The organism is Clostridium mobile, from assembly GCF_018918285.1.
Taxonomy (GTDB): Bacteria; Bacillota; Clostridia; order Clostridiales; family Clostridiaceae; genus Clostridium_AW; species Clostridium_AW mobile.
Window position 1 is genome coordinate 25,308 of record NZ_JAHLQF010000004.1, and the last position, 15,246, is coordinate 40,553.

Sequence of the window (15,246 nt, forward strand, 5' to 3'; positions counted from 1 at the left end):
AAATATACTATATTAATCCTAATTTTTAAAAAAACATCATTTTAATACCAAACAAAACCAAAATTATTCCTCCAATATAGTCGGCATACTTGCCAATTAATTCAATTCGCTTTAAATATTTAGTTATAAAAAATGCCAATATTGTATTTACTAAAGTAATTAAGCCAATAATCAAAGTGTTATTTAGCATTGAAATTTTATTGCTAATATTGTTTAATGCAGTAAATCCAACAACTAAGGCGTCAATACTTACAGAAATTCCAAGAATTGCCCACATCCCTGGTTTCACAAGGGCACACTCGTCTTTATTATCCATTCCTTCTTTTATCATAAGAACACCTACTATGGATATCACAATTCCACCAATTATCTGTGGCATTGATGCAATGTATGTATTGAAAAGAAAACCTGCATATGCCCCTATAAAAGAAAACAAGAACTGAAAAAAACTAAAAGATAAAGAGCATAGCATTTTATACCTAACATTTACGTTTTTATTTAAGCCAATACACAAAGCCACACCAAAAGCATCTAATGATAAAGCTAACCCAATTAAAAATATTGAATAAAAAGTCATGACAAACCTCCAATATGTAAATTGGGGACGGTTCACACCAATTCCCTATTTTTATCCTTTATATTTTACCACTTTAAATATATTGTTTAAATATATTCATTATGTCTATAATTATTAATGTCAATTTAAAATAAAATATACTTTAAATAAATAGAAAGGATGAAATAATTTGCCTAGAGCCCCTAGAGTAAAAGTAGATAACGGAATATACCATGTTATAATGCGTGGACCTAAGGAAATAAATCTATTTAGAACTAAAAATGATAAGGATAGATTTCTTGCTATACTAAAAAAATATAAAAATATATTCTTATTCGATGTATTTGCTTACTGTTTAATGAATACGCATGTTCATCTATTGATTGATCCTAAAAATGCTGACATCAGTATGTTTATGAAATCAATTAATCAAAGTTATGCTCAATATTACAATAGGATATATGATAGATGTGGTCATGTATTTATCGATAGATTTAAAAGTTTTGTAGCTTTAAAAGAAGAACAGATAGCTTCAATGTCAGCATATATACATAATAACCCTAAAGACATAAGAGGGTATAATAAAAGTGTTGAAAACTATGATTATTCTAGTTTTGGAATATATATTGGAAAAACTAAGGATAGACACAAAATTATTAACTGTAGATTTTTATTAAATTATTATTGTAAAGATCCACTTAAAGCTGCACAGCAATATTATTCTTATGTTAAAAATAGATGTACAGATAGAGACCAGTATATTCAAGATATCCTTGTAAATTTTAGTGATACACTAAATTTAAAGTACAATTTATCTAACGACACGTCTTGTTATCTTAGTGGAATAAAACCTCTAGTTAAAGATATAACACCTGAAGAGGTTCTTAATTTCTTTTTTAAAGAATTCAGTTTGAACAATAGTCTCCTTAACATTAAATACAATAGAAAAATATCTAATTACAGATCAATTATCGTTTTGGTAATGAGATCTTTTTGTAATTATACCTTTCAACAAATTTCTAATATAATAAATAATTTCACCCATTCATCTTTATCACGGTTGTGTACTAAGGGATATTTTCTTATATCAAATGACAAATATTATAATGATATAATAGATGCCTTCTTAGAAGAACATTCTGTCAATTATAATTATAAATATAGCTAATTTTTAAAATTACATTATCAAAAATATATACAAATAAATCATTATTGTCCAAGCTATAAAAATCTATAAATATAAACTGCAATTAAACTTTTGCAGCATAATAAAAAACAACTCATAAATTAAACTTGATTATTTTAATTTATAAGCTGTCCTTTATTAACTTTTTTATAATGTATGAACCGTCCCTAATTCTTATCTAATTTTTAATTAGCAGTAAACGTTACTTTACAAGCTGATAACTCAAACTCTTCCTCTTGTAACAAGTCCTTTTTGAATACTAAACTTAAAACTCTTGCCTTATTTGCATTAACTTCAAAATCTTCTAGCTCAAAAGATCCTGAGAGAACTGTTTTTCCATCTGCAGTCGCTATAGTTACTGGAAGTTTTTCTAATTTTACAGACTTATTAACTCCATTTCTAACTATTAAAGTCATCAATAAATCATCATTTTGATATTGTGTTATAGTAAATACTGAAACACTAACTTGGTTACGTTCTAATTTAGGTAAAGTTTTTATAAACTCTCTAAAGGTATTAGCTTCCTTCTCATCTAATCCTTCAGGAAGTTCTTCCAATTCAACATTTACATAGCTTACAGCTTTAATATTGTCATCAAAAACAATCTTCCAATCATCTTGTGAAATTTCATCTACAGATACATTTTTCTTATCAAAATATATCTTCCAAGGTCTAGCTGAATAAGAAGGTATATCCCCCATTGCATTCAAATCAAAGATTTGATATGCTAATTGCTCTCCCTTAGAATTAACTATGCAAAAAGGAACTTTATCTAAATTTATTGCCTTTTTCAAACCATTTACTATGTATATCTTTGCTTCAAATTTATCTCCATCATCAAAAATGTATACACCTGATACATTAACTTGTCCATCTTCTATCTGAGGTATTACTTCATTCATTTCATCTTCAAGATAATCTTTTTGAACATCGGATATCTTATCAAGAGTGTCTTGATTTAATGAAAGTTGGATTTTTAATGGATCCATTTCCTTGATTTTTTGTGAACCGTCCCCATTATTACTCATTATTTGTCCTCCAATTCTATTACTACTATTATATCTACATTCACTAGTCTATACTAATTATTTCTAAATCTTCTTCAGACGCTTCTTCTGCTATCTTGTTTAATCTTGTTTCAACGTTTTGTGATAATACGCCAGTTTGTCCTATTAAAACTATGTTTGAACTTTTATTTATATTGTTTTTTATAAACATTTCATATGAAAGCATATCTTCTTGAGCAGCTATGTTTCCACTTAAAACTAAAGGAGAACCGTCCTTAGCTGCTGCTGCTGAAGCTACTAATGCATCTGCAAAGTTCTTAACTCTATCATTACCACCTGACGCTACATAAACCTTATCAAAAGAAATATCCTTTTTAAAATATTCTAGAACGCTTAAATTAGTTTTAAATCTATCTTTACCTTGAGCTATTCTATTACCATTAACTGAATTTATTATTGAATCTGGTAATATTCCGCTTCCACCAACAGCCATTATCTGTAATTTATTATCATCGATTACTTTTTTAACTGCTGGATTTAATTTCTTTGAGTCAGATATTAATACTGGTACTCCTAATTTTGCTGCAATTGATGCAACACTTAAAGCATCTGAATATCCATCTTGACCATTAACTAATATAGCTTTATTAGCTCCAGTTAATTTTATTAATTCAGCTGCCACAACCGCATTAGTATCAAATCTATTTCCACCAGCTTTATGATGACGAACTACATTAAGATTATTTGATTTTAATGTAGAAAATATTGATGCGCTAACAACTCCTTCGCCACCAACTATGTAAACATTTTTAGCTCCTATCTTTTTAATCGCTTCTAAAACACCATTAGGTAATTTATCCTTCTTAGTTAACAATATAGGCGCATTTAACTGTTTTGCAAGTGGAGTAGCACTAACAGCATCTGCATATCCTTCTCCATTTACTAAAACTACATTCTCACTGCTACTAAACATGCTTTCAGCAACACTTATTGCCGTTGTGAATCTATCTTGTCCACCAATTCTATTTACTGAAGCCGCAAATACACTAGTGGAGTTCAATATAGTTGATACAATTAGTCCCATTGCAGCAATTTTTGCCATTTTACCATATTTCTTTTGTATCATAATTCTCCTCCTAACATCAATTTTCATATTATCCATTATATTATAACATAGGAATTTATATAGACAAAGTTTCATAATAGAATATATTAATAGTTAATTAATGAACATGAGTAATATTTTTACATTCTTATTAATATGAAGTAATATTTAGGGGTACATCGTAAGAATTATTTGATATATTTAATGTTGTTCTGCCTATTATTTTAGCTCCATCAATACCATAAAAATATATCTGAACACTTGTCTTATCATTAATTACGTTTAATGAAGGTTCACCTATATCAAATAAATGATCATTTCCTTCTACTTTATACTTTCTTATATCATTTCTAGTAGTAGCTGTTATATTTATTGCCTTAAAAATATCTAATACTGGTGATACTTCTACCCTTGCCATAACTGTATTTTCGCTTTGAATAGAAAATCTCATAATATTGTCTTTAGTTAAAAACTTTCCATCTTTTCCTTGAGCACCTTTTCTAATAGTTATTTGATATGTCTGTCCTTTTTTATAACCACCTGATGGTGGAGTTATTTTTATAGACATATTATCATTTTGTTCAATACCTACTGAAACAGAACTACCTAAAATATTGTTATTAACTTCGTTTACTTGAATTCTATCTTTTACAGAATGAAATTCTACCGCTGAATTAAACTTAATAGTCCAAACTTTATTCGTATCTGTTGTAGCTTTATTGAGCACCTCTTTTACTGTGTCTTCGTTGTTTGCTGCATAAACTACTCCTGATTTTTTATTTATTAATCCATTAGGTAAATTAATCTGAACCGTCCCTAATATTAATACGCATAAAAACAAACTAAGTTTTCTATATTTCATTTTTTTTGTTAAATTCAAGTTTAACTCTCCTTTCTTTATATAAATTAACAGAGGGAAAGTTTGTGAACTGTCCTTAACCTTTCTAAACTTTCCCCTATTAATTCTGTAATTAATTATCACAAATTCATGAACCGTCCCTGAATTTATGACATCATTAAGCTTTTAATTTTGCAACAATAATTATAACATGCATTTAAAAGTATGAATACTATATTATTTTAATAAATATGCTTGTACATCTTTATTAACGATAATTTACATAGCCAGCTTTAAATGCTTTACCATTATAAGTGTTAACAACATATACAATGTCTCCACTTCTTAAATTTTCTCCAGTAATTCTAGGATTTTCTTTATCTATAGTTGTCCATCCATCTGCTACGCTTGATCCTAATACTGGCAACTCCTCTTCTGGTATTCTGTTGCTTCCAACTCCGCCTCTTACAATTTTATACTTATATTCATAGTTGTCATATTCTTCGTTAAATGAATTCAATCCTTCTGCTATTACAGTTAAATCATTTGGATCTCCTATAACATCTAATCCTTCTAATGGTAATGCTATACCTTGTGGTATTTCTATACCAGTAGAATCTTTACTTTCTGCAAGTTGTGTACTTCTAGTAATATATAATCTTCCATCGCTACTATTTGCTAAACTTTGAGCAGAAAGGTCTATAGTTGCCTCGCATTTTATGTCAGCCCATATATCAGAATCATATACTGGCGTACCTATTCCATATCCTATTCTTTCATATCTTTGGTTATTATCTTTGATATAAACATTTACACCATCTCCAGGTTTTAAAGTAGTATTTGGCATAATTTTAACTTTACTATTTACTGTATAACCGTCTTGCATTATACCATATTTAATTATTTTAATTAAACTCTTGTCTATACCATCAGGCACTCCAATTAAATCATCTTCAGGTTTTATTGTACATACTGTTGGTGCACTTTCTATCATATTTTGAGAGGTTCTAGTTACATATACAGCTGTTGCATCATCTGGCAATGTCTTATCTTTTCTGAGTATTATTGTAACATTTAGTTTATCATCAATTGATGGGAATACAACTTCTTGTCCAAGCAACTGAGTCATATTCTTATCCCTGTATACTTTTATAACATCTCCTATTTGTAAGTTAGCTTGTATAGGTGTACGTGTTCCGTCTTTTTCTATATTTACAAATATCTTATCCTCTGCTAAACCAGCATTATTTACAACCCTTACAGATTCTGAAGGAATAGCCTCACTTGCCATAGATAACACTAATGTAACTTTTGCACCATATCCAACAATAACACCAGTGTAGCTAGCTGCCCCGCCTTTGCCATTATTCTTAGGATTTAAATCCCAGTTGACCAAAAGCTCTCTTACACTGTTATCACTCATTACAGCTGTAACTTTATCTGGTAAATATTCTTCCAAATTATTTATATCCGCCCCTATTGCATCCTTCTTTGGGGTAGCAATTTTATCATAAGATATTATTTTTAAATCTCTCTTAGGTTTTGCTAAAGGAGTAGATGAATATGTATATATAGCTCTTCCATAAGGATCCCTATTTGGAGAAATCTGTGGCTCATTAGCAATTGACATATTATTTCCTTTAGTGTAATAAATCTTATCATCTACTATATTTATAAAGTTAGCATAGTCATTTGAGTATTTTTCTCCAGTAACTCTAAAATAATCAGTTAACGGTGCTCTATATATTTTATTTCCATCTGAAGCATCTGTGTAATAAATGTAATTTCCATTATCAGTTACATTCATAGCTGTTATAATAGCATTATTTCCAGTGCTTCCGTTAGTTACTGAAATAGGAGCTGAATTTGATCCGCTTTTATTCATAGCCTTTAATTGTCCAGAATCTGTTATATAATAAATTTTACCTTTTGCTTCTGAAAGGGTTATAAACTTTGCTCTATCGCTAGAGATTTTACTTCTATAAGTTCCATCTGTATGAACTGAATATATAGAATTTCCTTCATTTTTATTTACAAAGTAAATTATATCTCCACTTACAATTAAATATTCAGCCTCGTCATTGGTTATATTGATACCTGTTGATTTATTAGCATTTTTGCTAACTTTTCTAATGTTCCCAACGCCTCTTCCTGAATGATAAGTATAATAAATATGCTCACCTGAAACTGTTAAATAAGAAGCCTGGTCTGTACTCACTATTCTTCTTCCTGTACCATCTTTTTTAATCTTATAAATCTTTTGACCATCTGAATAGTTAACGTAATAAATATAATCTCCAACAACGTTTATAAATTTAGCATTATCTTCACAGATTTTTTCGCTAATAACATCGTTAGTCCTGTAAATTCCGCCTCCATCTGCTGAATGGCTATAGTATTTCCACCCTCCATCTTGAGCTATCAATCCGTTATTATTTAGATTTCCTAATCCATTTCCATTTTTTCCATTATACGCATTTTCCGGATTGGAATTTTCTAAATTGAAAAATTGTACCGTTGTAATTCCCTCTTTTAATTCAACAGTTTCTGTAGTTGCTATAGGTGACTTATCTGAAGTTAATATTTGAATTCTAACCTTTGGATCTGTAGTCAATAAGTTAATTGTATAATCATCTTCTTGTCCCTGGGGAATCTTACCTATTTTTTTAACTAAATCACTATTGTTCTTATTTATAACTTTGAAATGCTCTCCTTTTAAACTGCTTGGAGATAAATCCATCTTATCCTTATCTGGTATAGTTATACTCATCAGCATTAAGCCACTATTCCCAAGCTTTGTAACCTTACTGCTTATCTCTAGCTTTACTGTTAAATTACTATCTGCCAAATAATCTCCATTTGATTGTTTTTTATATGGTACTTGTTTCCCATTTGATACATAATGAGTTATAATATCCTCACTTACATATCCTGAATCTCCTGGCTTTAAGTCACCACCATTGAATAGTGAAGTTATTGTCCCTGAACTATCCTTTACATAATAAAGATCCTTATAGGATGAATTATTTAAAATATCATTAAATTGTTTCGCGTTATTAGTTATATATTCTACGCTATATGATTTATTTCCAATAACTATAGCACCATAAGGTAGTGCTGCTGAAACAGAAGATGACAACATTGTAGCTAAAACTATGGAAGCCACAAAAGCCTTTGTTTTTTTCATTTAAATCCACCTTTCCAAATATTCATATTTATATATTTTAAAATTGAAATTTATGAACTGCCCCTAATTGACCCTAATTTTTCTTAATTTTAATTCCTTATTAATGCCCGAATTCTCACGAACTGTCCCTAAATTTCCTAAGTTTTTTTCAACAAACGGTTCATGACTTTCACGAACTGTCCCTGATTCTTATCACAGACTTTTCATCAATTTTCATGAACCGTCCCTAACTTTAACTAACTTTGCCTAGATTTATTCAACTTACTTATATTGCATAATTTTTAGTTTGATACTACTTCAAGTACTAATAATACTGGCTTGTCATAATGTTTAACCCTACCTTTAATATAGTAAGTTTGTGGTGTTCCCATATCTATGAAAGGATTGTCCCAAGTAACATCAACCCAAATATTTCTATCATCTGATGTAGTAGCTAATATTTGATTTGGAAGATAGTAATATTCTCCCTGTACTTTCCTTACACGTATTTCTGGAATATCCTTAATCTTTGGAAGAACTATTAATGTCATATAAGCCTTGTATGGAGAATCTTTCACCGTACCCTCAAGTCTTACTATACCTGTTTTACTTGTATCAATACTTCTAGTGTTCCAAGTTACTGGCATATTTTTATTAGTAACTTTATCAAGTACAGTTTTAGGAAGCTTGTAAGGTTCACCTTGAACTATTTCCATTGTTGTATCATCAAATATGTTTGATGGATATCCTCCACCAGTATCTGTTATCTGTAAAGTTAATTTAACTTTCTTATTGTATCTATCTACAGTACCATTAAACACATATAAACCTGGAGAATTTTTCTGCTGTGTTCCATAATCCCAGACTACTGGAAGTTCAGTAGAAGTACCATCGCTCAAAGTTGCCAATACTTTCTCTGGTAACACAAAGTCATATCTACTATAGGAAGTTTTGTAAACATCCGGTATTTTTATAGGTATTGGATTTACAACTAAATTTAATGCTACTCTTCTATAATATCCCTCTACATCACCATAAAAAGTAAATAATCCTGGCTTAGAAGTATTAACTTTTTTAAGGTTCCAATTAACATCCACTTCCACCTTTGATCCATCTGACGCCCTAGCGATAAGAGACTTAGGAGGAGTGTAATCATCATTTTGATATATATTGTCATAGACATCTGATACATATGAAACTTCCTTAGGTAAATACTTAGCGGCACTTTCTAGGTCATAACCTATAATTGAAGGCCCTCCAAGTATAGTTAAATTATTTACTACTTCAGTGGATAAAAATTTGGTAGTAGAACTAGGTAATGGACTGTCCCCTAATAAAATAAATCCATTATCCAAAGCTGCTAATGTAGAGCCAGCTAAAGCATCAGCATAGGATCTACCCGAAGCTAGAAATAAGTTATCCATATTCATTTCATTTCTAAAGTAATTTATAATATCAATATTTCTTTGATACTTATCTCCCTTACCGACTCTCTTAGCATTAGGTATGCTATTAAAAACCTTCCTGCTTATAATATCTTCTCCACCAATTACATATATTTGTTCTGCTTTCTTATTGGAATTAATGTAACTCATTACCTTACTGTCTACACTGTCTTTGCCAACCATTAAAATTGGCATTCCCTTTATAGCTGCTATAGGTGCCATAGATACAGCATCTTCAAAATAGCTTCCATTTACGATAGCAATTTGCTTTGGCTTACCAAGCTTTTTAGCTACTTCTAGTGAAGTTTCGTATCTATCCTTTCCACCAATTCTAGTAGTTTTAATTCCCATGGCTTTTAAACCATCTTCTACATTCTGTGAAATAACTCCCTTTTGTCCTACTAAAAATACATTTTTAACTCCTAATCTTTTAAGTTCTACTGATGTATACATATTTAAAACATTTTTATTTGTTAAAAGTATAGGAGCATTATACTTTTTAGCTAGCGGAGCAGCAGATACCGCATCTGGAAAATTCTCTCCAGAAACAACTACAGCATAATTACTTTTGCCTTTCCATCCGGTATTACAAACCTTTGCAGCAGTTTCATACCTATCATCTCCATAAATACGAGTGGTTTTTGGAGCAGCTAATACCTTGCTACTAATGAGACATAATATTAAGGTCGCTACTACTATAACTCTTTTCTTTGTCATTAAACATCACCTTTTGATTATTTTATATTATATTAATTATCGTTTAATAATTTAAAAAATTAATAAATTATTGCTCTTTTTTTTGAAATTATAACCTTTTATTCTACATTTATAAACCTATTTTAACCTAAATTACCATGTAAGTAAAATTAATCTACAAATTATCTTAATTTTTTATTGATATTATGTTATATTAATTATATAATTTAAATTATAATAATATTAAAATTTTTTTAATAGTTTTGTTTAGGCATTATTTTTTTACAATATATAACAAGAGGTGATATTTTGTGCAACAATTAAGCCCCATTGAAGCAAGAAAGAAGCATATAAAAAAGTTAACTTGGACATTATCAATCCTTGCAGTAGTCTTCGTAGTAGGTATAACAATGTTAATATCTTATATTTAAAAGAATCCACAGAAGGGTTCTTTTTATTTATTTGTTTGTTTATGTAGATTAACCTGAATCCAAATCTCTAATTATTTAATATTAAAAGGGTTTTATGGAATTTCATAGAATAATTTATTTTAGATATACATTTAAAAGAATACTTTAGAGAGGATGAATTATATGAGAGTAAAAAAAGCAGTAATACCTGCCGCAGGATTAGGAACGAGATTTTTACCTGCTACTAAAGCGCAACCCAAGGAAATGCTTCCTATCGTTGACAAACCAACAATACAATACATAATTGAAGAGGCTGTGGCTTCAGGCATTGAGGAAATCCTTATAATCACAGGAAGAAACAAACGTGCTATTGAAGACCATTTTGATAAATCTGTGGAATTAGAAAAAGAGTTACAAGATCACAATAAAGAAGAATTATTGTCCATGGTCAAAGATATATCTAATATGATTAATATATATTACATAAGACAAAAGGAGCCAAGAGGTTTAGGACATGCTATAAGTTGCGCTAAAACCTTCGTTGGTGATGAACCCTTTGCAGTTATGCTAGGTGATGACATAGTAGACAGCACCACTCCTTGCTTAAAACAATTAATTGATTGTTATGACGAATATAAAACTACAATACTTGGAGTGCAAGAAGTTCCCCAAGAAGACGTTTCTAAATACGGAATAGTTAAAGGATTACACATAGAGGATAGAGTTCACAAAGTTAAAGACTTAGTCGAAAAACCAAGTATGGAGGAAGCTCCATCTGACATCGCTATACTAGGAAGATACATAATAACTCCAAAAATATTTAATATATTAGAAAATACAAAACCAGGTAAAAACGGAGAAATCCAACTTACAGATGCTCTTAAAACTTTAATAAAAGACGAAGCTATGTATGCCTATATATTTGAAGGCAAAAGATATGATGTAGGAGACAAGTTAGGTTTCTTGCAAGCTACTGTAGAATTTGCTTTAAAAAGAGAAGATTTAAGAGATAACTTTATGAATTATTTGACTCAAATTATTAAATAAAAATAGAGCATACATAGATTTAATTTACACAATTCTATGTATGCTCTCAATATATATTTGTTAACTTATTTTCTCTTCTTTACTCTTATGTAATACAATAACAAAGCGAACAACGCTCCACTAGTGTCTATTAACACATCAGTAAACTTCCCACCCCTACCCGGTACAAAGGTTTGATGATATTCATCGCTGCAAGCATATAAAAATGAAATACCTAAAGCCATTTTAAAGCTTTTTCTTAATTCATAGTCCTGCTTTAAGGCATTTATCAACAATAAATTCAATATAAAATACTCAGTAAAGTGTCCCAGTTTCCTCACTACAAAGCTAGTGAACTCTCCAAAAATACTATTCATATCTATACCTATTGAAGTTAATACTTCAATTACAAGTCCACTTTTACCATCCGATATATCTGCAGGGTCTGAGGAAAATTTATAGATTACTATCATCCAAGCAATCACCAAAAAATATTTTAAAATTTTTTTATAATTTATTTTATTCATTCTATACTCCAATACTTCAATACTTCAATAAATCATCTGATATCATATAAACAAATTCAACTCTTTTAATTATATCATATACAACGTAAAGTTCACTTAGTTTAACATATCAATATCATAAAAAAATAGAGTATTTTTAAATATACTCTATAATCTATAATCTATAATCTATATTATTTTTTAATTAATTATCTTTATTAACCCTTAGACATTGCATAATTGCCCGTCGAATTAAACTCTTCCTTCCAAGCCTTCTCTGCATAAGGTTTAAATTCTTCAGCTAGTTTATCTAAATTTTTCTTAAACTCCTCATCATGTATCATCATCTCTGCCCCTTTGTCTGTAGGCTTAGCACCAGTCTTTACTACTAAATTTCTTATGGTCTCTGGATTATCGATCATCATACAAGGCAATAATAAATTATCGTTGTATGGTTGCATTTTTCTTATCTCCTTAAAGAAAGGACCTTTAAAAACATCTAATAAAGGCTTGCCTTTTACATTATCTGTAGCAAAGTGTGCAAATATGCACGGCTCCACATCTCCATGAGAATTTATATGACAATAATATTTTCCTGCAATACATCCTCCAACATAAGGTGCATCATTGAAAAAATCTATGACAAAATAAGGTTTCGTTGTTCTAATTTCTCTTACCCTTTCTCCTAACATTAATCTTTGCTCTGAAGTTAGCATAAGATCGAAGTCTGGCTCGTCCCCAACAGGCATAAATATAAAGTACCAACTCATCTTTGCACCTTTTTCTATCAGCATATCTATAAATTCATCTGAAGTTACTGTATCTACATTATGTCTACCTGTAGCTGAAGATACTCCAAATAAAACTCCTCTTTCTCTTAAAAGATCCATTCCATGCATTACTTTTTTAAATACACCTTTTCCTCTTCTCTCATCGGTTTCTTTCTCAAATCCTTCCAATGAAAACATAGGTAGAACGTTCCCTAAATCTCTTATTTTATCTGCTAATTTTTCGTCAAATAAAGTTCCATTAGTAAAAGGAGTAAATATTACATCATTGTATTTTTCATATATATCTAGCATATATTCATTGAAGAATGGCTCTCCTCCAAGTATAACAAAGTAATATATTCCAATATCTCTGGCTTCCTTAACTATCCTATCTACTTCTTCATAAGGTATATCGTCCTCTTTACTATAACTTGCTGCATAACATCCAGTACACCTAAGGTTGCATCTCATTGAAGGGCTTAATAATATAACAAAAGGAGTTTTTATATCCTCTTTCTCTAGTAATTTAGACCTCTTAGGCATTCCATACCAAACAGCATTGGCAAAAAAATTTGTAAATAGTTTTTGTAGGCAATTTTTATCTGTAGTTTTTAATATGTTTTGTACATATTCGTTCACTGAAGGCATTTCTTTGTAGTACTTTTCCACATTATAAACTTTCTTTAGGTTTTCCTCATCCTTTACAGCCCTTTTAATAATGTCAAACACCTTGTCAACATTTTTCTCCGGGTCTTTACTGAGCAATTCTGCAGCTTTTTTTACAAGCACATCCTTTGCTGACTTTTCCATGGACTCCATAACTCTCATTTATGATTCCTCCCGACATAAAAATGATTTTTAATTGCCTTTTTAATAACAACTGACTAATCGTCTAGTATCATTATATTCCTGTCACTTCCAAAATCAACATATTCCATATACAATTCACAAACTATTCATAATATATAAGCTTTTTACTAACATATTTTAGATTTATTTCAAATTACTTTCTTATTTAAATATTAAAGATAAATTTTATACTCCATTTTAAAACCACTTATATATCTATAAAAACTAGTTTTACTTTATAAATCACATGTGATATATTTAAAATAATTTACTTTACATATATATAATGGTAACTATAATTTTTTCAATTTTAGGAGGGACATCAATGATTGACTTTTTTGAATTTCTATTTAACTTGTCATTAGCACAAGTAATATTTATGAACATAGGTATGATATTTATAAATATTTTATTATCATTGTTTATAAAATCAGCTACAAAGAAAAAATATAAGAAAACTAATTCAGTGGAAGAGACCTTGTATTTTCAACAAATGTTAGGTAAATATCTTCAGTTTATTTCCACTCTTATAACAGCTTTTCTTTTAACTTTATCTATAATGCCTCATTTAGAATGGATGGGTAATTTGAAAATATTAGGGGCTTTGATTTTTGTATATTTTAATCTATTTATAATATTAATTTTAAATTCACTTATACTACATGATTTAAATAAATCCTTGAGAAAAACTACTTCAACAAAATGGGAGGATATCAAGCTCCTTTTGAGAGTTTTAATATTTTCCGTAATACCTATGATAATAATGTTAGTTATAATAGACACTCAACCCTTTAAAAACTTAGGCAGCGCTAAGATGCAAAAATATATAAAAATATTAACGCCAATGGTAATATACATTTTATTATCATTCATAATGCCTCTTTTCACTAAATACATGTTAAAAGGAAAACCCTTTGAAGAAGGGGAGCTAAAGGATGACTTTACAGCCTTCGTAGAAAAATCAGGTGTTAAAAAATTTAAATTATACCTATGGGCTACAAAAGATAACAAACATGCTAATGCTTTAGTTTCTGGACTTTTAACCAAAGAAATATTTATGTCAGACTATCTTTTAGAAAATTTCTCAACAGAAGAAGCAAAAGGTATTTTAGCCCATGAAATAGGCCACATAAAAAAACATCATTTATGGATAAGAACAGCTCTTATTCTAGGTTTATTTATTCTAGGTCCTGTATTAGGAAATTTAATGGAGCTTTTTGAAGATAATTTTTATGAAATACCATTTTGGCTTGGTCTACTTATACTAGCAGCAGTTATGATTGGATATTTAGTATTCTTAAAATATTTCATAAGCAGAACTCAAGAAAGACAAGCAGATGCCTTTGCTTTAGAAATGGGAATTGATCCAATGGTATATGCCAGCGCTCTTTACAAACTTGCAAAACTCAACAATTCTGTAATGAAATTTAATAAATTGGATGAAAAACTACAAACTCATCCATCTATAGCTAGAAGGATAAAATATATATTAGAAAAAAACGGTTTAAATATGGATGAAGTTATGGATAAAATCATATATAACTTTGAAAATCCTACTTCTAAAGATGTTAATTGTTAATCACTATATCAATTAAATGATTTATGTTTAAATAGTTTACGTTTATATACAACTTAAATAAAATCAAATTAAAAGTAGAGCATAAAAAATATCATATCTCTTTATGC

General features: G+C 29.4%; 11 protein-coding genes. 3 read left to right on the top strand and 8 right to left on the bottom strand.

Annotation, left to right across the window (positions count from 1 at the left end):
• Positions 1–25 precede the first annotated feature (25 nt).
• Positions 26–577, bottom strand: a complete 552-nt coding sequence (locus tag KQI86_RS15420) for a manganese efflux pump MntP (protein WP_216440283.1) — start codon at positions 575–577, stop codon at positions 26–28.
• Positions 578–746: 169 nt separating this feature from the next.
• Between KQI86_RS15420 and KQI86_RS15425 the strand changes: the two genes are divergently transcribed.
• Positions 747–1,724, top strand: coding sequence for a transposase (locus KQI86_RS15425; protein WP_216440284.1), 978 nt, complete (start codon positions 747–749; stop codon positions 1,722–1,724).
• Between the two features lie 203 nt (positions 1,725–1,927).
• On the opposite strand, the gene KQI86_RS15430 is transcribed toward KQI86_RS15425, so the two are convergent.
• The 5 genes from KQI86_RS15430 to KQI86_RS15450 form a co-directional block, all read right to left on the bottom strand.
• Positions 1,928–2,770 (bottom strand): SLAP domain-containing protein, encoded by an 843-nt coding sequence (locus KQI86_RS15430; RefSeq protein ID WP_216440285.1) that lies wholly within the window; start codon positions 2,768–2,770, stop codon positions 1,928–1,930.
• Between the two features lie 43 nt (positions 2,771–2,813).
• The gene (locus KQI86_RS15435; protein WP_246582853.1) at positions 2,814–3,875 is read right to left on the bottom strand and encodes a cell wall-binding repeat-containing protein; all 1,062 of its coding nucleotides are present in this window, start codon (positions 3,873–3,875) and stop codon (positions 2,814–2,816) included.
• 130 nt (positions 3,876–4,005) lie between these two features.
• The gene (locus tag KQI86_RS15440) at positions 4,006–4,734 is read right to left on the bottom strand and encodes a hypothetical protein (RefSeq protein ID WP_216440286.1); all 729 of its coding nucleotides are present in this window, start codon (positions 4,732–4,734) and stop codon (positions 4,006–4,008) included.
• 226 nt (positions 4,735–4,960) lie between these two features.
• Positions 4,961–7,879 (bottom strand): DUF5050 domain-containing protein, encoded by a 2,919-nt coding sequence (locus KQI86_RS15445; RefSeq protein ID WP_216440287.1) that lies wholly within the window; start codon positions 7,877–7,879, stop codon positions 4,961–4,963.
• Between the two features lie 281 nt (positions 7,880–8,160).
• A complete protein-coding gene (locus KQI86_RS15450; protein WP_216440288.1) occupies positions 8,161–10,020 on the bottom strand; it encodes a cell wall-binding repeat-containing protein in 1,860 nt (619 codons plus the stop codon).
• A gap of 572 nt (positions 10,021–10,592) precedes the next feature.
• Here KQI86_RS15450 and galU point away from each other — a divergent pair.
• Positions 10,593–11,456 (top strand): UTP--glucose-1-phosphate uridylyltransferase GalU, encoded by an 864-nt coding sequence (galU, locus tag KQI86_RS15455; protein ID WP_216440289.1) that lies wholly within the window; start codon positions 10,593–10,595, stop codon positions 11,454–11,456.
• Positions 11,457–11,521: 65 nt separating this feature from the next.
• Here the strand turns inward: galU and KQI86_RS15460 are convergent, their stop codons facing one another.
• The gene (locus KQI86_RS15460) at positions 11,522–11,962 is read right to left on the bottom strand and encodes a VanZ family protein (RefSeq protein ID WP_216440290.1); all 441 of its coding nucleotides are present in this window, start codon (positions 11,960–11,962) and stop codon (positions 11,522–11,524) included.
• A gap of 197 nt (positions 11,963–12,159) precedes the next feature.
• Positions 12,160–13,539: a radical SAM/SPASM domain-containing protein gene (locus KQI86_RS15465; RefSeq protein ID WP_216440291.1), complete on the bottom strand. Its 1,380-nt coding sequence runs from the start codon at positions 13,537–13,539 to the stop codon at positions 12,160–12,162.
• A gap of 346 nt (positions 13,540–13,885) precedes the next feature.
• Here KQI86_RS15465 and KQI86_RS15470 point away from each other — a divergent pair, with 346 nt between their 5' ends.
• Positions 13,886–15,139, top strand: a complete 1,254-nt coding sequence (locus KQI86_RS15470) for a M48 family metallopeptidase (protein WP_216440292.1) — start codon at positions 13,886–13,888, stop codon at positions 15,137–15,139.
• Positions 15,140–15,246: the final 107 nt, after the last annotated feature.